15 protein-coding genes and 1 pseudogene are annotated in these 17,451 nt (G+C 38.9%); 10 read left to right on the top strand and 6 right to left on the bottom strand.

Annotated features, from left to right (window positions below; all coding sequences use genetic code 11):
* Positions 1-629: IS3 family transposase (locus tag ATS76_RS17320; RefSeq protein WP_058551437.1), on the top strand; the 629-nt coding region annotated here is incomplete at its 5' end.
* Positions 630-637: 8 nt separating this feature from the next.
* Positions 638-754, top strand: a pseudogene (locus tag ATS76_RS19150) (STAS/SEC14 domain-containing protein); the annotation flags it as partial.
* A 95-nt stretch (positions 755-849) separates the two neighbouring features.
* Here ATS76_RS19150 and ATS76_RS17315 read toward each other — a convergent pair.
* Entirely contained in the window at positions 850-1,737 is an 888-nt protein-coding gene (locus tag ATS76_RS17315; RefSeq protein WP_058553077.1) for a LysR family transcriptional regulator, read from the bottom strand.
* 119 nt (positions 1,738-1,856) lie between these two features.
* Between ATS76_RS17315 and ATS76_RS17310 the strand changes: the two genes are divergently transcribed.
* The 3 genes from ATS76_RS17310 (at position 1,857) to ATS76_RS17300 (ending at position 3,898) form a co-directional block, all read left to right on the top strand.
* Positions 1,857-2,735, top strand: a complete 879-nt coding sequence (locus ATS76_RS17310) for an MBL fold metallo-hydrolase (RefSeq protein ID WP_058553076.1) — start codon at positions 1,857-1,859, stop codon at positions 2,733-2,735.
* 40 nt (positions 2,736-2,775) lie between these two features.
* Positions 2,776-3,426, top strand: a complete 651-nt coding sequence (locus ATS76_RS17305; protein WP_058553075.1) for a DsbA family protein — start codon at positions 2,776-2,778, stop codon at positions 3,424-3,426.
* 82 nt (positions 3,427-3,508) lie between these two features.
* Positions 3,509-3,898, top strand: coding sequence for a nuclear transport factor 2 family protein (locus ATS76_RS17300; protein WP_058553102.1), 390 nt, complete (start codon positions 3,509-3,511; stop codon positions 3,896-3,898).
* Positions 3,899-3,943: 45 nt separating this feature from the next.
* Here ATS76_RS17300 and ATS76_RS17295 read toward each other — a convergent pair whose 3' ends face one another.
* The 3 genes from ATS76_RS17295 to ATS76_RS17285 all read right to left on the bottom strand — a co-directional run bounded on the left by ATS76_RS17295 (position 3,944) and on the right by ATS76_RS17285 (position 8,812).
* On the bottom strand, positions 3,944-4,891 hold the full coding sequence (locus ATS76_RS17295) for a carbohydrate kinase family protein (protein WP_058553074.1): 948 nt from the start codon (positions 4,889-4,891) through the stop codon (positions 3,944-3,946).
* A gap of 127 nt (positions 4,892-5,018) precedes the next feature.
* Positions 5,019-7,415 (bottom strand): TonB-dependent siderophore receptor, encoded by a 2,397-nt coding sequence (locus ATS76_RS17290; protein ID WP_058553073.1) that lies wholly within the window; start codon positions 7,413-7,415, stop codon positions 5,019-5,021.
* Between the two features lie 167 nt (positions 7,416-7,582).
* On the bottom strand, positions 7,583-8,812 hold the full coding sequence (locus ATS76_RS17285; protein ID WP_058553072.1) for an MFS transporter: 1,230 nt from the start codon (positions 8,810-8,812) through the stop codon (positions 7,583-7,585).
* Between the two features lie 176 nt (positions 8,813-8,988).
* On the opposite strand from ATS76_RS17285, the gene gtfA reads away from it, so the two are divergent.
* Entirely contained in the window at positions 8,989-10,458 is a 1,470-nt protein-coding gene (gene gtfA / locus ATS76_RS17280) for a sucrose phosphorylase (protein WP_058553071.1), read from the top strand.
* 52 nt (positions 10,459-10,510) lie between these two features.
* On the opposite strand, the gene ATS76_RS17275 is transcribed toward gtfA, so the two are convergent.
* Positions 10,511-11,542 carry a LacI family DNA-binding transcriptional regulator gene (locus tag ATS76_RS17275; protein WP_058553070.1) on the bottom strand — a complete coding sequence of 344 codons (1,032 nt, stop codon included), beginning with the start codon at positions 11,540-11,542 and terminating at the stop codon, positions 10,511-10,513.
* A gap of 394 nt (positions 11,543-11,936) precedes the next feature.
* Between ATS76_RS17275 and ATS76_RS17270 the strand changes: the two genes are divergently transcribed.
* Together ATS76_RS17270 and ATS76_RS17265 are read left to right on the top strand one after the other, a co-directional pair.
* Positions 11,937-12,839: a tetratricopeptide repeat protein gene (locus ATS76_RS17270; protein ID WP_058553069.1), complete on the top strand. Its 903-nt coding sequence runs from the start codon at positions 11,937-11,939 to the stop codon at positions 12,837-12,839.
* 294 nt (positions 12,840-13,133) lie between these two features.
* Positions 13,134-13,460 carry a nuclear transport factor 2 family protein gene (locus tag ATS76_RS17265; protein ID WP_058553068.1) on the top strand — a complete coding sequence of 109 codons (327 nt, stop codon included), beginning with the start codon at positions 13,134-13,136 and terminating at the stop codon, positions 13,458-13,460.
* Between the two features lie 54 nt (positions 13,461-13,514).
* Here the strand turns inward: ATS76_RS17265 and ATS76_RS17260 are convergent, their stop codons facing one another.
* The gene (locus ATS76_RS17260) at positions 13,515-15,176 is read right to left on the bottom strand and encodes an asparagine synthase-related protein (protein ID WP_058553067.1); all 1,662 of its coding nucleotides are present in this window, start codon (positions 15,174-15,176) and stop codon (positions 13,515-13,517) included.
* A gap of 202 nt (positions 15,177-15,378) precedes the next feature.
* Between ATS76_RS17260 and ATS76_RS17255 the strand changes: the two genes are divergently transcribed.
* A complete protein-coding gene (locus ATS76_RS17255) occupies positions 15,379-15,678 on the top strand; it encodes a hypothetical protein (RefSeq protein ID WP_058553066.1) in 300 nt (99 codons plus the stop codon).
* A gap of 297 nt (positions 15,679-15,975) precedes the next feature.
* Positions 15,976-17,430, top strand: a complete 1,455-nt coding sequence (locus ATS76_RS17250; RefSeq protein WP_201023516.1) for a S41 family peptidase — start codon at positions 15,976-15,978, stop codon at positions 17,428-17,430.
* Positions 17,431-17,451 lie beyond the last annotated feature (21 nt).

Genomic DNA, 17,451 nt, shown 5'->3' with positions numbered 1-17,451 from the left:
AGGTACGCCGCATCATGCGTGACTTGGGATTGGTATGCAAACAACCAGGGCCTCATTCATATAAATTAGCGACGGTGGAGCGGCTAGATATTCCAAACATACTTAACCGTGAGTTTGACGTTGATGGCCCAAACCAAGTTTGGTGTGGGGATATTACGTATATTTGGACAGGTAATAAATGGTCTTATCTAGCTGTTATTATCGACTTATTTGCTCGTCGTGTGGTTGGCTGGGCAATGTCAGATAAGCCTGATACTGACTTAGTTATTAAAGCATTAGATAGAGCATACGAGCAACGAGGCAAGCCACTTGGGCTTATGTTTCATTCAGACCAAGGCAGTCAGTACAGCGCAAAAAGGTTTCAACAAAGGCTGTGGCGTTACCGTATAGAACAAAGTATGAGCCGCCGAGGAAATTGCTGGGATAATGCCCCGATGGAGCGCCTATTTAGAAGCTTAAAAACGGAATGGGTTCTTTCGTTAGGTTATAGTAATTACCAAGAAGCTGAAAAAGATATTAGCTATTATTTAATGAATTATTATAACTGGCGCAGGCCACATAGCCACAACCAAATGGTTGCCCCTGCTATAGCAGAAGAAAAACTTAATTTACTGTCCGGAATTAGTTGACCACAACAATATACGGTAATAAAGAGTGGCAAGCTCGAATGGCAAAAATAGGTAACTGGTTTATATCGGGTGAGGTTCAATACTTTGAAAATGCTACCGCTGCCATAGATTGGTTAGACGAATAATAAATCTCTTCTTTCAAAAAATAGCGCTTACAAAGCGCTATTTCAACTCTCAAATAAAGGACTTATAGCGAACGTTTAATAGTTTTCGCTTATTGTTAAGTATCAATCTTATCAAAATACGTTACTAAGCTATCAATAAATGAACGAAGTGCAAGTGACTGATGTTTCCTGGAGCGGTAAATACCGTATATGCTCAAAGTTTGTAGTTTAAGGTGTGGTAGTAAATGTATTAACTTTCCATTATTTATATATTTCTGCGCAGCAAACTTAGGTTGTAGAGTTATTCCTTGATTATTTAGAGCAGCTTTTAACAGTAAGCTCGAATCATTAGCACTGAAGTTACCAGCAATCGCCACAGATACGGATTTTTCAGGGTGTGAAAAATGCCACATACTTTTTTCAAACCGTGAATAGTTTAAACAGTTATGGCGACTCAAATCATCCGTAGTTATAGGCTTAGAGTTTTTTTCTAAATATTCTGGGCTTGCACATAATACTGAATGGCATTTCCCAAGTGGGCGAGCAATTATATTAGGATCTAAGTCATTGGTAATTCTAATTGCTAAATCTATTCGCTCTTCTACCAAATTTGTAACGTGATTACTAATTTGTACATCAATACTGACTTCGGGGTGAGCGTGTAAGAATTGTTGCAACATATCTGGTAGTACATCATGTGCTAAAAAAGGCGAGCACGACAACCTAATTTGCCCGTTTAATTTGTTATTACTTTCTATCGGCGCACTAATATTTTGGGCGATGGCAATGAGCTCTCGGCTATGATTAAGTACTTTTTCACCCTCTGACGTGAGTGTTATTTTTCTTGTTGACCGATGGAGTAGTTGGGTATTTGCCCACTTTTCCATTTGATTCAAATACCGTGTAACCATAGATCTAGACATATCTAAAGCACGGGCAGCACCGGCTAGGCTTTTCTGCTCTACAATTTTTATAAATACATCAGCTGCAATAATTCTATCCATTCACTTTGCCTATATGCTCGATTTATGCAACAGATAGTTGCATTCTGCCTAGTTTTTCATTCTTAAATTGCAATATACAATAACCTCATCTTAACGAAATAACAAACAGGCTACTGAGAATGAAAAAAGTTAAACACGTATTAGCAACAACAGCTTTATTAGCAAGCACATTAATGCAACCGGTATTAGCGCAAAGTGAATTAGATGTTGATGTATATAACCCACAAGACAAAAGTATTTTTGCTGTTTCATCAAGCATTATAAGTGGTGATAACGAAGTGTTATTAGTGGATGCCCAATTTCAGCGTAATGATGCACAAGCATTGGTTGAAAAAATAAAAGCGAGCGGTAAAACATTAACAGCTGTTTATATTAGTCACAGCGACCCTGATTTTTACTTTGGTTTAGATGTAATTAAAGCTGCTTTTCCAAAAGCAAAGTTATTAGCGACTAAATCAACAGTAGAGAATATTAAACGCTCAATGCAAGGAAAGTTAAATTATTGGGGGCCTATTTTAAAGAGCAATGCACCTAAAGAACTTATTTTGCCAGAAGTAATACTATCAAATACCCTAACTATAGATGGGAAAGAAATCATTATTAAAAATTTACAGCATGATCCAAAGCATACTTACCTTTGGATCCCTTCTATAAAAACAGTGCTGGGTGGGGTTGTAGTATTTGATCAAATGCATGTGTGGTTGGCCGATTCGAGCACTGCTGCAGAGCGTCAAACTTGGCAGTCAACATTAGATAACATCGAGAATTTAAAACCACAGACTGTTATTCCAGGTCACTTTTTACAGGGCAGTAAACAAGACCTTTCTGGTGTGTCATTCATGAAAGGATACTTAAATAAGGCGGATAGCGCTGCAAAAAATGCAAAAAACTCAACTGAATTTGTAGAGATAATGACTCAAGCTTACCCTGATTTAGGTGCTAGAAGCATTTTAGAGTTGGGCTCAAAAGTGGTTATGGGTGAGATGCAATGGCACTAAGTGCCCTTGCGTTAAGCAATTATTTAGATAGGAAATATTAATGAAAAACGTAACGTTACATATAATTGTTGACCCTTTATGTGGTTGGACTTACGGCAGCGTGCCCTTGATCACCGCTGCTGAAAATATTGATGGTTTAATTGTAAAAGTACACAGTGGAGGTATGCTAACAGGTGATAATGTCAAACCTGTGACTCCTGCATGGCGTGAATTTGCACTTAAAAACGACAGTGTTATAGCGAAGAAAACCGGTCAGGTATTTGGTAGTAACTATACTGATGGGCTTTTAAAAACCAACGATATTATACTCAACTCGGCTCCGGCTATTACCGCTATATTGGCAGCGCAAAAGCTTGGTATATCAGGTGGGGAAATGCTTAATAGTATTCAACATGCTTATTATGCCCAGGGTAAAAACATTATGCAGCTGCATGTACTGACTGATATTGCATTGGAGCTGGGTTTAAACAAGGCCTTATTTGAAACCCACTTTAATGCGCTAGAAGGCGATGCAACAGATCAACATATAGCACAAAGCCGAGGCTTATTGCACAATATTCATGGGCAAGGTTTTCCTAGTGCAGCATTTGAATTTAACACAGGTAAGTGGCAAAAAGCCGATATAGCCCATTATTATGGAAAAACTGAGCAGTGGGTTACCTACTTACAGCAATCAGTTGCGCTAGTATAGTGTGATGAAATTTCTAAATAATAAAGCTGTTTATATTACAGCTTTATTGAGCTTCCTTTTTATAGTGCAAGGGTGTGCAAAAATGAGCAACATAGACATAATTAAAAGTACGTATGAAGGCAAAACATCACAAGAGAATGGGCAAAATTTAGTTGCTCATGCAAGTGATACTATTACTTGGAAAGAGGCTGACGGTTTTGCTTATGCTGGTACATACCATGGTATGAATGACATTACTGAACATGTTTTTCAAAAGCTTGCAAGCGAATGGTATAACTACACGTTTACGCCACAAAACTACTTATCCCAAGATGATACTGTTGTAGTGTATGGCACGTACTCTGGTACTTATATTAAAACGGGTAAAAAAATGCAAGCTAGGGTCGCGCATATTTGGCAGCTTAAAAATCAAAAAATAACGCACTTTGAACAAATAGTGGATAGTAAAATGGTGTTTGATGCTATGCAGTAACTACGCGTTACTGCATATATTTGAACTTAAAAAACATTAGGCCTATTAAAGTACATCAGCCAACACAGGTAATGCCGGAAATGCCCCTTTAGCTAAACACGCTTTAGAGCCACATTTAAGAGCAAAGTGCAGGGCGCCTTTTACGCTCGCTTTATCATTTAGTTTATCTGCTAGTGGTAAATCACTTCCTAAGTTATTTAAGTAGTATAAAACCCCCGCTATAAATGCATCACCTGCGCTTGTTGTATCTACGGCGTTTATTTTTGGTGCCGATTCGTTAAGTGTAAATGCGCTGTGGTAAACCGTGGCAGGCTCTGGTCCATCGGTTAAAAACACCAGTTTTACTCCGGTATTTAATAGCATTTGAATGTAATCATCGCTCGTTGTATCGCTATGCTGAGCTAAAAAATTAAGTTCGTCACGCGAGAGTTTTACTATGTCACAATAGGTGTAACAGGCTTTTACATTGCTTGCTATATCGTTTGTGTTTTCCCACAAGCTGTAGCGTAAATTCACATCAAAACTGACGAGCTTATTATTCGCTTTTGCAAGTTCTAGCGCTTTAACCGTTGTGTTGGCAATTGCTGATTCGGTTAATGTGTTTGAACAAAAGTGTAGTGTGCTTATTTCTTGCCAATTTATATGCGCTAAATGCGCCTGCGTTAATAGTACATCGGCTGTGTTATGGCGATAAAAGCCAAAACTACGCTCGCCTGTTTCATCTAGGCTGACAATAACCATAGCTGTTTGCGCATTTTCTATAGTGAATAAATACTCGGTGCCGACATTATATTGCTTTAACGCGTCAGTAAGTTGTTTTGCAAAGTAATCATCACCCATACCACCACAAAAAGCTGCGTTTCCGCCCAACTTTGCATAACCGACTGCTACGTTTGCAGGTGCGCCACCAGGAATAGGTAAATACGCTGTGTTGTGTGAGTCTTGTGGCAACATATCAATAAGCAGCTCGCCAAGGCTAAGTAATTTGGTCATGTTATAAATCCTAAAAAACCTAGCTAAGCTAGGTTAAATTTACGGGAGAGTAATAAAGTTTGAGCTAAGCGAGGAATAAAGCGCTGAAATTAAACTGCATTTCAGCGCTTAACACACTCAGACTCGGTTAGTTAAACGCGTATTTAAGCGTTAATGATGTAGTACGGCCATTAATTGTACGTGCGCGAATAATCCCGTTTGCTGGTACTGAACCTTCCTCTGCTTCTGTAATACCGACTGTGTCAAATAGGTTATTTACATTAAGCGCAAGGCTAAGGCTTTCAGATAGGTCGTAGCTTACAAAGCCATTTACCTGCGTGTAACCATCAAATTTAAGGTCATTGTTATCTTGCGCGTAGGCATCAGTTGTACCAATAAAGCTTAAACCTGCTGCACCTTTTTCATAGCTGTAACGAGCCATTAGTGAGTAAATTAAATCAGCTTGACGGCGTGGTGTATTCCCTACAACGTCAGGTGTTAGGGCATCTTTAGCTATTTCGGCATCAGTCCACGTTAAGTTACCACGAAAATCCCATGCATCCATGAAGTACGTTGATTCAAGCTCAATACCTTTGGCTTCGTATTCACGATCAAAAAACGTTTGTGATGTTGCTTCAAAGTTTTGTTCTTCAGTTTCTGCGTAGAACGCTGTTGCAAATACCGATAGCGAGTCAAAACGCTTCTTAACACCAAACTCAAACTGATTTACTTCATCAACTGCATCTTCATCAGCTACTGAGCCATCTGAGCGTACTTTACCAAATAAAAGACGATCAGCGTTTGCACGTCCGCCTTTACTGATACGTGCAAATGTTGCAAGGCTAGGATCTATTTGGTAGTTAGCACCAATTGAGTAAGACGAATAGCTCCAATCGTAATTTACTGGGCTTGAGTTAGCATGATCAATACCAACCACATTCTGCTCGGGTACTGAAATAAGACCATCACGGTTCATGTCTACAGTAGAGGTTACTGCTCCTGCGTAATTACCGCGTGCTTCACCGCTGTCATAACGCGCACTTGCATCAATACTCAAGTCACCAAGTTTAGTTGAGAAAGCAACATAAGGTGCACGTGTGTCGTATTCAGTGTCGTAATCGCGTTGACAACAGTTGCCCCAAAATGGCGTGCCGTAAGCGTATAAACCGTTTTCAGAAAACTCAGTGCCATCAGCCGCCGTTACATTTAACAGTGCTGCATTATCACCTTTAAGCTCCATAACGTAAGAGTTCCATAACCACGACATAGCTATGTTTTGTGTTGATGCGTAGTAACCAAACGTTAGGCTTGTGTCATCGTCAAACGATTTTGTTAGTTTAAAGTCGTTAACAATAGAGTCAAAGTCATTCATTGTTACGTCAAACGTATGGATGCGCATTGCTAAATCGCCATTGAATGCGTCACCTGTGTTTGCGTTGCTCAGTGTTGCGCCTGCTCCACCAATGCTTGCTGCCATTGCTGATGCATCACCTACTTCAGCAGGGATAATAGAATTAAAGTTTCCGCTAACTGATGACTTGCGGAAACGGTTTTCAATACGCCAGTCGTTGTCTAGGTCGAATACAGCTTCAAAGCCAATAGAATCAACATTTGGGTTCATGCCGTCGCGAATGTCACCATTGCTAATTTGGTTTTGGCCATTTAAGCGAACTGTTTTAGTAAATAAGGCTGAATGCGGTGTATCTGACTGAGAATCAAAACCTGGAACTGAATCACCATTTGAGTACATTGGCATTGGAAGGTAGCCAACGCTTTTGTCGTCTAAGTGCTTGTAGTAAAGACGAACATAGCCGTTATCAAAATCTTTAGTCAAATTAGCTTTTATTTGACCACCTTTATTTGATGTGTAACCCGTTTCACGTGGGCCTTCACCTTGGCGTACAAAGCCACCTACATGAAAGCGAACGCTGTCAGTTAAATAAGTACCGTATTCAAAATCAGTACGCACACTATCGAAATCTAGGCCAACAGTGGTTGCAACGCTGCCCGATTCGTTTTCGCCGTTTTTAGAGATAAAGTTGATGATACCGCCTGGTGCATTACTTGCTGCTGTGGACGCAGAACCACCACGGATTGACTCAACCGTTTGTACCGTGTTGTCGAGGCGCATAAAGATATCGGCGTTACCAAAAGCGATGTCACCGTATTGCAGTACAGGTAAACCGTCTTCTTGTAATTGTAAAAATTTAGCGCCACCTGATGCAACCGGTAGACCACGAACTGCAATGTTTGCATTACCTTCACCGCCGGTAGATTCTGAACGAATACCCGGAATGATTCTAAATGCTTCAGCGGTAGAGCGAGGTGTTGAAACTTGAACTTGTTCAAGCGAAACACTGCTTACTGATACGCTTGACGCCATAATTGTTGTACGGCGTGGTACACCGGTTACAACGATTGTTTCAAGTCCTTTGTTTTGTGATGCTTCTGGCTGTGTTGTTTCTGCTTCTTGTGCATTAATGCCTTGGCTTACTGCAAGTGCTAATGCACTGATTAAATATAAAGGAGTGTTGTGTGTTGTCATGTGAACGCCTCGTTATGTTGAACCTAAATGGTTATTTATTTCTACTTAATCGATTAAGTAAAAATAACAAAATTTTTACAAGATGCAAATTATTTTATTATTAATTTGCTCTTTTTTTACTCACCCATTGATTTATAGGGTAATTTTTTTGTTAAATAATTATCAAATTAATTAGTAACAACGTTATTTTGTTCTAAAGCTGATGCTGATGGGTCGCGTAAATAATTAAAAAGCATAGCCAAAAATAAAATAACTGCAAAACCGGTTGCTAAGTAAAAGCCATAACGTACGTGACCAAAGTAATCACTGATCATACCCATTAAAAGCGGTGCTAATGCTGCTGACAATGCGGTGAAAAATAATATAACGCCAGCTACGGCACCATGTTGTTGAACAGGGAAACAGGAAATACCTTTAGAGTTTAAAGTGGGGTAAACCATTGACATAAATAAACCAGAAAGTGGAAGCAATCCTACAGCCCAATCTACACCGCCGATTAATGTGCCTACATAGCACAGTGCTATGCCAAGGCTCAGGTAGGTCATTACGCCTTGCCAACTAAAGCGATTTAGTAACCATACCGCTATAAAACGACCCGCCGCGCGAAGTATAAAGAATATGGTTAGTGCGTATGTTGCAAGTAATGGCCATGAACCTGTGTAGTCTTGTAGTAGTGTTGGCATCCATACATAAATAGCCACTTCGGTAGCTACATATAATGCGATGGCCATTGAAAAGCCGAGTGCGTAAGGGTTTTTAATCATTTTCATGGTAGTGGCAAGTGAAGCGGGTTTTTCGGTTGTTTTTACAACTGGCGGATAATCTGCTCGCCATGCCAGAAGCGCAAGGATCAAACACATAACACCGGCAATAATGTAAAGGTACGTCCAGCTCACATTTTGAACGAGTAAAATACCTACCAGTGCAGGACCAACAATAGCACCTATTCCAAAAAAGCCTTCTACCTTGTTCATTGTTTTGGTGTGTTCTTCGTTACTGTGCGAGATATCACCCAATAATGCTAATGCACCCGTTTTAAATAAGCCGATTGCCAAACCAATACAGCAAAGAAGTACCAAGAAAAAATTAAAACTAGAACTCACTGCAAATAAAAAACAACTCGCAGAAAAAATGAGTAAGCCCAACATAATGGTTTGCTTTCGGCCTAGGCTGTCGGCTAAAAAGCCTAAAAATAGTCCGCTGAAAGCAATTAAAGCCATTGGTGCATAATGAAAGGCACTGGCCTGGGTCATACTCAAGCCAAAGTCTTTTATAAGCTCAGGGATGATCATACCGACCGCATCAGAGGTCATGGCAAACATAAAAAACATCATGTATGTAAGCCAGCGTATTTGTCGCAACGGATCGCCGCTTACTTGTGTGTGTGATTTTGTCATTTTATTTAATCCTCGTTAAATGCAGGCTAATACTCGTTAAGTCAGTTAGTTACTTAGTGAAGTATTATTCATGCAACGATAGTTGTATGTAAAATTTTTAAAAATTACTTGTAAATTCTTACTCTCTAGTTAAAGATATATCTTAATCGATTAAGTTTCAACATGGTAATCACACAATGATGCAAAACAAAGTTCAATTGATCACATATGCTGATCGAATCACCGGCCAAGACATAAATGCACTCACTACACTTTTAAACGGTTCTTTAAAAGGCGTATTTGGCGGTGTGCATTTGTTGCCATTTTATAACCCAATTGACGGCAGTGATGCTGGCTTTGACCCTATCGACCATAGTGAAGTAGATTCAAGAATAGGTTCTTGGGAAGATATTAAAGCGCTAGGTAATAACCATGATTTAATGGCTGACTTAATTGTTAACCATGTATCGGCGCAATCTTTTCAGTTTCAGGATGTGCTTGCAAAAGGTAAAGCCTCTGAGTTTTGGGATTTGTTTTTAACCAAAGAAGACGTATTTCCAAATGGCATGAGCGACGCAGAGCAAAAAGCAATTTATCGTCCTCGCCCTGGTAGTTGTTTTACACCAATGAAATGTGGTGATGGCGAAACGTACGATTTTTGGACTACGTTTACCGATAATCAAATTGATATTAATGTAAAGGTAGAAGCAGGCGTTGCGTATTTAAATAACGTACTCACCAAATTCTCGGCTAACAATGTAAATATTATTCGCTTAGATGCAGCGGGTTACGCTATTAAGCAAGCGGGTACTAACTGTTTTATGCTAGATGAAACGTTTGGTTATTTAGATAACTTATCTAAGCAAGCAAATGAATTAGGTATGGAAACAATTGCTGAAATACACAGCCATTATCAAACTCAGGTTGAAGTGGCTAAGCGCGTAAACATGGTTTACGACTTTGCACTGCCGCCGCTTATTTTACATAGCTTATTTAACAATGACGTTGATGCACTTTTGAAGTGGCTAAAAATATCACCACGTAACTGTTTAACAGTTCTCGATACACATGACGGTATTGGTATCATTGATGCTGGTCCAATGGGCGACAAACCGGGTTTATTAAACGTTGAGCAAATTGATAACCTTGTAGAAACTATGCATGCAAACAGCAATAACGAAAGTCGACAAGCAACAGGAGCTGCAGCAAGTAATGTTGACTTATATCAGGTTAATTGTACTTATTATAATGCGTTAGGCGCCAAAGATTTTGATTATTTACTATCTCGTGCCATTCAGTTTTTTGCACCAGGTGTTCCACAAGTGTACTACGGAGGCCTATTTGCATGCGAAAACGATATGGATCTTTTAGCAAAAACAAACGTTGGCCGCGATATTAATCGCCCATATTTAAATGCAGATAAAATAAGTCAATCACTTGATAAGCCCGTGGTAAAAGGGTTAATTGAACTAATTAAACTTCGTAACGAGCATCCTGCGTTTTCGGGCGAATTTTCAGCGCAAGGTGAAGGCAGTATGTGTTGTTTAATGTGGCAACTTGGTGAACAATCAATTTCATTAAGTGTAGATTTTGAAGCAAGAACTGCTCTTATAACGCAAGTAAATGGCGAAGCAGAAACATCGATAAGTTTAGATTCTTTATTGTAACGAATAGAGTTTTGCTTAACAAAAAGCCAAGCTAGATAGCTTGGCTTTTTTATTAGCTGCTGGCACCAATGTCGAGATCGTAACTGACTTCTTGTACTTTGTTTTCTTTAGAAATAAATAAGTTTGCAGCAATTACGCCTTTTTCTTCACTGTTTTGATGAATAGTACTTAACCGAGGCACAAACCGTGCTGCTTCATCAATCCCATCAAATCCTACAATACGTAGGTCTTTACCAATTTTTATACCTTGCTTGATTGCTTCTCGCATTGTGGCCAGTGCAATTAAATCACTCATACAGATAATAACGTTAGGGCGAGGTGAGGCTGATAAAACTTCTTTTGCAGCTATATTAGCAAACCGTTCACTGCTTTCAGGTATGTTCCAAATACGATCGTCAGCAACATTAATATTTGCCTCAATTAATGCGCGTTGATAGCCACGTAAACGCTGGTGAGAAATTGACTCTCCGGTTTTAAACTCGTGATGTTCATAAACGCGGCATAATACGTTTTCATCGAGAAGTCTCAGCCCTAAGATAGCGACTTTATCGCTTATATCATGCAAAACATGCTTGGCAATTTCGTAGCTAGCTTGTTCGTTATTGATGTTAACTGAAGCATTGCGATTAATGTCAAAATCTACAGTGACGACGTGTTTTGACGTTGTTTTAAGTTGTTCTACTAATGCGTGGTTACGAGGGCGACCGTAACAAATAAAACCATCTACAAAATCAACAACACTAGTAAGGTTATTGTTACTGCCAGAAAACAACAAAACGTTAATATTGTTTTTTTCGAGTACTGAGGTAACGCCACGCATAAAGCTGCTGGCGACTGGGTCTGACACCATGTATTCAACACTGTCGGGTAACACCAAAGCGACAATGTTAAAGGTACCGTTTCTTAACGATTGCGCGGCTTTATTTGGACCAAAGTAACCAAGCTCTTTGCAGGCTTTGAGTATCGCTTCTCGGCGTTTTTCAGAAAGCTGATCTGGACGATTAAATGCATTAGATACCGTTGCATTAGACACACCTAACTCTTTAGCAATACTTTTTAGGGTCCATCGAATTTGTTTACTCATTAATTACTCTTTGCCGAAAAACTGCATCACATAAATTAACATATTGTACTGTTTAACATAATAAAAAATTTGGTTTCTAACGTTAATCTTTTTAGTTATTAGATAACCGTATTCAGATTTAACAAGCGATTAGTCATGTAATTAATTTATCCCTACACAAAAAAGGTGTTTTAATAATATTTGACGGCGTGAATGAATAGAAAAATTAAATTATTATTACCCGATAATAATGTTAAAAATTTGTTAATTATAATTGTGTGGTGAAAATTAGATATATATTATGGTTTTAAGTTATAAACAACGTCAGTATGTTCTTGTAATTATAAGCTTGATTTTTAGACAAACTGTTGTAATGTAAATAAGGTACACCAAAATCATTACCATGGAGAGAACAATGAGAATATCTAAAGTTTTACCTTTAATTATAGCGTCGGCCTTATCAGCTAATTTTGCTTATGCAAACACAGACCAAGGGGCAGATACACTTCCTTTGTGTGAAACTGCTGAATGTACATCGGATTTCAAAAAGCTCAGAAATTTTGCCATTAACGGTAGTAGCGAAGCTGCTAGCTTACTTGCTATTGCTTATGCAAATGGTGAAGGCGTAAGCCAAGACGACGCATACGCAAGAAAGTTTATGTTAAGAGCTATTAAGTGGAAAGACCCTTTTGCTATGCATCAGGCTTCGCGTTGGTATAGAACCGGGCATATCTTTGATAAAGATATAGCAAGAGCTGATGAGTTATTAAACCGCGTTGTTGATAGAGGTTTCCCGCCTGCTTTGGTTGATAAGGCAAAACAATTGTTTGCTGAAAATAATAAAAATTCAGACAAATTAGCATTCGACTTGCTAATAAAAGCAAAAGAGTCAACTTATTTACCAGCCTATGAGTTGTTAGCTGTTTTTTATGAACATGGTATAGGCACTGAAGCTAGTTTGTATCAGTCAGCTAAAATGCATAAAACGCTGGCTATTCGTGGTCATGAAGGTGCGCAAGAAAAATTAGATACACTAGTTGCAATAATTGAACAGCAAAATATAAATATTGACGGTTTAAAAGTAAGTCAAGACATTGAACGTTTAGATCCTGTTTTACTGGACGTCCATTCAGAAATTAAAGATTTGATTGCCAAACTAAAGACTACAGATTACGACGGTAGAAGCACCGTTTCTAGAATACAAGGTCAGGCATGCTCAGATGCGGGGAATGGTTGTTATATACAGTTTAATAGAAACTCTCCAGGTATGATTCCAAACGTTGTTACAGGTACAATTAAAGGCCGCTTTAGAAATTAATAGGCCTTGACCGTTTGAAAAAGGAGAGCGTATGCTCTCCTTTTTTGTATTTAAGTAATTTTACTTAATTTTATTTTGCAAGCTGCTTTAGGTTATATTTGCTTATTGCTAGTATTGTATTTCTTAAGTTTTTGTAGTCATCTTTTTAGTTATTTTCCCAACTAGCTTCTTACTGCCCAGTTTATTTTCAAGGATGTTTATTGTTATGAAATTTGTCTCAATGCTTACGCAGTTTAGCCTTTTTATGCGAGTGATGCGTTAGCGTGCTCGGCAAGTACCGATTCTGAGCAAGTAGTGCAAGCGCAACTAGAGGCTTATAACGCACTAAATATAGGTCTATTTGCAAACTGTCACTCGGCAGATATAAAAATTAAAAATAGCCAAGAAGGCGCTCCTGACATTATTGGGCAAGAAAGCTTAATCAAAGCGTATCAGTTTTTAAAAACGGCGCCAAAATCTTTTAAAGTGATTCTTGAAAATCGAATTGTGAATGGGCCTGTGGTTGTTGATTATGAGTGGTTAACTAGGCTTGGTGAGGGGCGAGATGATATGTTTGCCGTTGCGGTGTATGAAGTGCGTAATGGCAAAATTGTTAGCGTATGGTTCCCACCAACTAAATAACAACAGCTTGCTTTAAACACCTTGAGTAGAGGCCTACAGCAAGGTGTTTTGATGTTACCACTTAAGCATATTTTCAATAACCTTTAGTTTATCGTTATAGCTTTTAATGCCGGAGGCGTGCAGTAACGCAACCGCACTAAACGAGGCAAGGTTAACTAACTGCTTATGTTGGCATTTCATTAATTGAGTGAAAATATGGTACACCTTAGCTGGTTTAAACTGCTTGGGCCGTTTAATTTGCCATTGATCAATCCCTTCTTTTGGTAATAAACATGGAACATGACCTGGGTATGCTTGCCAAGGTGAATCTAATGCTTCGGGGAATGCATAGCGTAAAAAATCATGATAAAAGCGGTGCTTTCTTACTTGTGACGTTGGCTGCGACAAAACATGGCGGAGTACTTTCCAGGAATAAAAGGGCAGGCAAAAATCCATTTGATATTCATCCACTTTATCAAATGGGATGGCTAAATGGTGATGCTGATCGTTAAGTAACAAAAATAAGTAGTAAGCTTTTTCAAGCGGAATATCTCCAAACTCTTTTAATGAAGTTACGATATTAGCTTTTAGTCTGGCTTGCATTTTATCAGCGTTATGGATTATTGATTTGGGGATATAAGCAAATTGTTGCGATAAATAAGCGTCAGCAAGGCGCTCAGGTTCTTGTGTTAAAGCCGCTTCGTAAACTTCATCTGAGTAGTAAATAACACCCAGCCCAACACTGCCTCCATTGCCAGACCATGCTAAACGAGGACGTGTTACTGAAGAGTGGTTTGGATGTGTGCCATTTAACCAATGCTCACCTAGTCTGTCTTCAATTGTTTTTGCTTGCGTATCGTTGACTTGAATAACATCAAGCTCAATTTTTTGGCTTTTTGCGAACGCCGTTGCACAGTATAAGTCTTGTGTTTCATGCTGCGAAAAATTAAGCGCCGTGATGTTTACATCTTGCCTTTTTAGTAAGCACGCAATTAACCTAGAGTCTAATCCACCCGATAGCGTAGTGAGCACGTGATTATCGTTATCAATATATTTGTTTATATTGTTAGATAGGTCTTGCTTTAAGCTATGCAGTGTTTTTTCGTAATTATCATTATTTTTAGTAAGGCTGCACCAGTCAAAATACTGTGTTTTAGTAATGCCGCTAGATGATGCCTCTAAGCGAGTTCCAGGGCGAATACATGAGATTTCGTTGTAATGGGTGTGTTCGAATAGGTAATACCCAAGTGTTGCATATTCCATCATACCTTCGTGATTACAGCTAAGCGGTAAGCCTAAGTTTTTGAGTAAGCTATATTGGGTGCTGAAAATAAAAGCACCTTCATAAAACATATAATAAAAAGGGCGAACACCAAGGGAATCGGTAACTAAGTTTAATACATTCGTAACCTTGTTATACCGTGCCATACAAAAAACACCTTCACATTCTGTGAGCATTGCATTGGTATAATGTGAGTTTAGGGTGTTTAAATCATTATTTCGATTAGCGCTTAAAAGTGGGTGGCCAACCAGCGTCGCAATATGCGAATCTGTTTGCAAAAAGGCATGTGGGCCAAAGGTTTTATAATCTAAACTAGCCAAGTAAAGCGCATCTTCTTGCACTTCGCTTATTGCGCCATTGTTTACTTTAGCGTCTTCAACTTTAAATTTATTAATAATAAAATCATGATGTTGAGTTAGCCCAGATGCACAATAAATTCCAAAAAATTTCGCCATAACCTGTACCTGTAAGTCGTTTTGTTATTAATTAGGTATCAAGGTTTGTACCAAGATTAATTAATACTTTGCTAGGGAGTCGCGGTACTAATTGAATTTACCTTTTTGGTACAATTTAATTGCCTTAAAACATCAAACTGTATAACTTTGTAAGGTGAATAAGTTTTATAAAAGTAAATTTATGAATTAGCAGGAAAGCCGAATGAACAATAAAATACTTAAATCATCTACTGCTACGTACCAAAGTGGTGTGGCAAAAGCCGATGGTAAATTTTATGTAACGCAAGGTGAGGTACGTTTTGAGCCATACAATGAAAGTGCTGGTTTAGGACCTTATACACTATTACTAAGCGCAATTATTAAAATTGAAAAATCAGTTGGTAAAGGGGCGGGGATTTTGCCACTTACACATGATGCAATAACAATTACTTTAAAAAATAATGATAGTTATGATTTTATTTTAGCTAACCCCGATGAATGGATTCGTTTACTCAAGCATTAAATGATTAGGGTCTGTTTGGTATTTAGGCAAGGCAGAGCTTATGTCGTGTGGTTATTCCCCATAAACAGATGTTGCCCAAAGAGTTTTTCTAGGGGCTATCTACGCTTTGTCGTCTACATGGATGCAAGCCAGTAGAGTAACGCAGGAGCAGATATCGAGCCTACTAGCTTACAAACCTCGCGCCACGATTAAATAGCCCCTAATAAAGCTGGCATACCGACATAATTGTTTTAGTGTGTGCTAAGTTAAACGACTTCAGCTTTTCAAGCTATTAAAAATACAAAAAGGATTTGAATGATGGTTAAAATATCTAGGCTCATCTTGCCCACGGGTTGCTTAATTATATCTTTTATGGGCTTTGCTAAACCGCAAACGGATGCGCAATGGCAAACTGTGACAGAAAATGATATTCAAGCTGCTTATAGTATTACAGCAAAGAATCATCCCGGTATGTTTGATGTTAATAACATTTCGTTTCCTGATTTATTAAAACAAGCCAAAACAGAGGCACTTAAACTCGCTTCTAAAGCGAGCGGACCACAGGCACATGCAGCAGCAATTGCACGCTTTAGCACTGTGTTACAAGATGGCCACGCTGGTGCGTTTTCAAGCGTAGATAGGCCCGCTCGCAGCTGGCCCGGCTTTAGTGCTTTATGGCGCGGTGATGCGCTAAAAGTGTATTACAGTGAAATTAGCACTATTAAAAAAGGGGATATTGTAAGCCAATGTGATGGGCAAAGTACTGAAGCTTTGATGCGCAAAAGAGTGTTTAAATTTCATGGGCAAGTTGCTCAACCGGGGCATTGGTGGCAGCAAGGTTGGCGGTTACTAACGGATGTAGGGAATCCATTTTTAGTCCCCCTAAAAGAATGCGAGTTTGTTAAACCCAATGGCAATACCTATAAACAGGTTTTAAATTGGTCTGTAAGGCCTAAATCAGTCAGTAAGCATTTAGAAAATGCCTACAATGGTGATGAACTTCCCATTGATTTAATCTGGCCTGAAAATAACATTGCGTGGATTGCTATGCCCAGCTTTTCAGTAAATGATAAACAAGCAGCTGACTACAAAAAAGTGTTCGATAAAATACAACAGCAACGGAGCAAGCTACTTGCTGCAAAAGCCGTGGTGTTAGATTTGCGACATAACCAAGGTGGCTCATCTTATTGGAGCTCACAAATTGCCAAAGAATTATGGGGTAAAAAAGTAGTAGAACAAAAAACAGCTGGTACTACTCAAAACGAGCAAGTGTGGTGGAGAGCTTCAAAAGATAATACTGACCACGTAGTGTCTTTATTAGAGGTTGTAAAAGATCAACCCGAAATATTTAAAGTACTTAAAGCTGTAGCAGCGGGTATGGCTTTATCGCTTAAAAGTGGTGATCCATTTTATGTAGAACGAGAGTCTACTATGCTAAATATCCTACCAGAAGAGCCCTTAGTGAGTGACTTTAAAACCAAGGTGTTTGTTATAGTGCCGCCGCAATGCGCCAGTGCTTGTTTAGATGCGCTAGATAAGTTTAAGCTTTTTGAAAATACCACGTTGTTTGGTGCACCCAGTAGCGCAGACTCGCTGTATATGGAGGTACGTTTAGCCGATTTACCTTCAGGCTTAGGTAAAGTTGTAGTGCCAAATAAAGTATATGTAAATAGAGCGCGAGGGGCAGGTGATTTTTACAAGCCAGATATTGCGTATAACGGCGTTGATTGGACAACGAATATACTATTAGAGCAGATTAAGCGCATCCCATAGCTCAAAAATAAAAACCGCTCT

This window comes from Pseudoalteromonas sp. 10-33, from assembly GCF_001469195.1.
Classification (GTDB): Bacteria; Pseudomonadota; Gammaproteobacteria; order Enterobacterales; family Alteromonadaceae; genus Pseudoalteromonas.
Note: the sequence above shows the minus strand (reverse complement) of the source record. Positions and strands in the feature narration are given on the sequence as shown.

What these genes read in the sequence shown, in the direction of transcription:
- ATS76_RS17310 (WP_058553076.1), top strand. Translation starts at nt 1,857, where the DNA reads ATGAAAAAAGTTAAACACGTATTAGCAACAACAGCTTTATTAGCAAGC.
- ATS76_RS17260 (WP_058553067.1), bottom strand. Translation starts at nt 15,176, where the DNA reads ATGGCGAAATTTTTTGGAATTTATTGTGCATCTGGGCTAACTCAACAT.
- ATS76_RS17305 (WP_058553075.1), top strand. Translation starts at nt 2,776, where the DNA reads ATGAAAAACGTAACGTTACATATAATTGTTGACCCTTTATGTGGTTGG.
- ATS76_RS17250 (WP_201023516.1), top strand. Translation starts at nt 15,976, where the DNA reads ATGGTTAAAATATCTAGGCTCATCTTGCCCACGGGTTGCTTAATTATA.
- ATS76_RS17295 (WP_058553074.1), bottom strand. Translation starts at nt 4,891, where the DNA reads ATGACCAAATTACTTAGCCTTGGCGAGCTGCTTATTGATATGTTGCCA.
- ATS76_RS17285 (WP_058553072.1), bottom strand. Translation starts at nt 8,812, where the DNA reads ATGACAAAATCACACACACAAGTAAGCGGCGATCCGTTGCGACAAATA.
- ATS76_RS17270 (WP_058553069.1), top strand. Translation starts at nt 11,937, where the DNA reads ATGAGAATATCTAAAGTTTTACCTTTAATTATAGCGTCGGCCTTATCA.
- ATS76_RS17255 (WP_058553066.1), top strand. Translation starts at nt 15,379, where the DNA reads ATGAACAATAAAATACTTAAATCATCTACTGCTACGTACCAAAGTGGT.
- gtfA (WP_058553071.1), top strand. Translation starts at nt 8,989, where the DNA reads ATGATGCAAAACAAAGTTCAATTGATCACATATGCTGATCGAATCACC.
- ATS76_RS17300 (WP_058553102.1), top strand. Translation starts at nt 3,509, where the DNA reads ATGAGCAACATAGACATAATTAAAAGTACGTATGAAGGCAAAACATCA.
- ATS76_RS17315 (WP_058553077.1), bottom strand. Translation starts at nt 1,737, where the DNA reads ATGGATAGAATTATTGCAGCTGATGTATTTATAAAAATTGTAGAGCAG.
- ATS76_RS17275 (WP_058553070.1), bottom strand. Translation starts at nt 11,542, where the DNA reads ATGAGTAAACAAATTCGATGGACCCTAAAAAGTATTGCTAAAGAGTTA.
- ATS76_RS17290 (WP_058553073.1), bottom strand. Translation starts at nt 7,415, where the DNA reads ATGACAACACACAACACTCCTTTATATTTAATCAGTGCATTAGCACTT.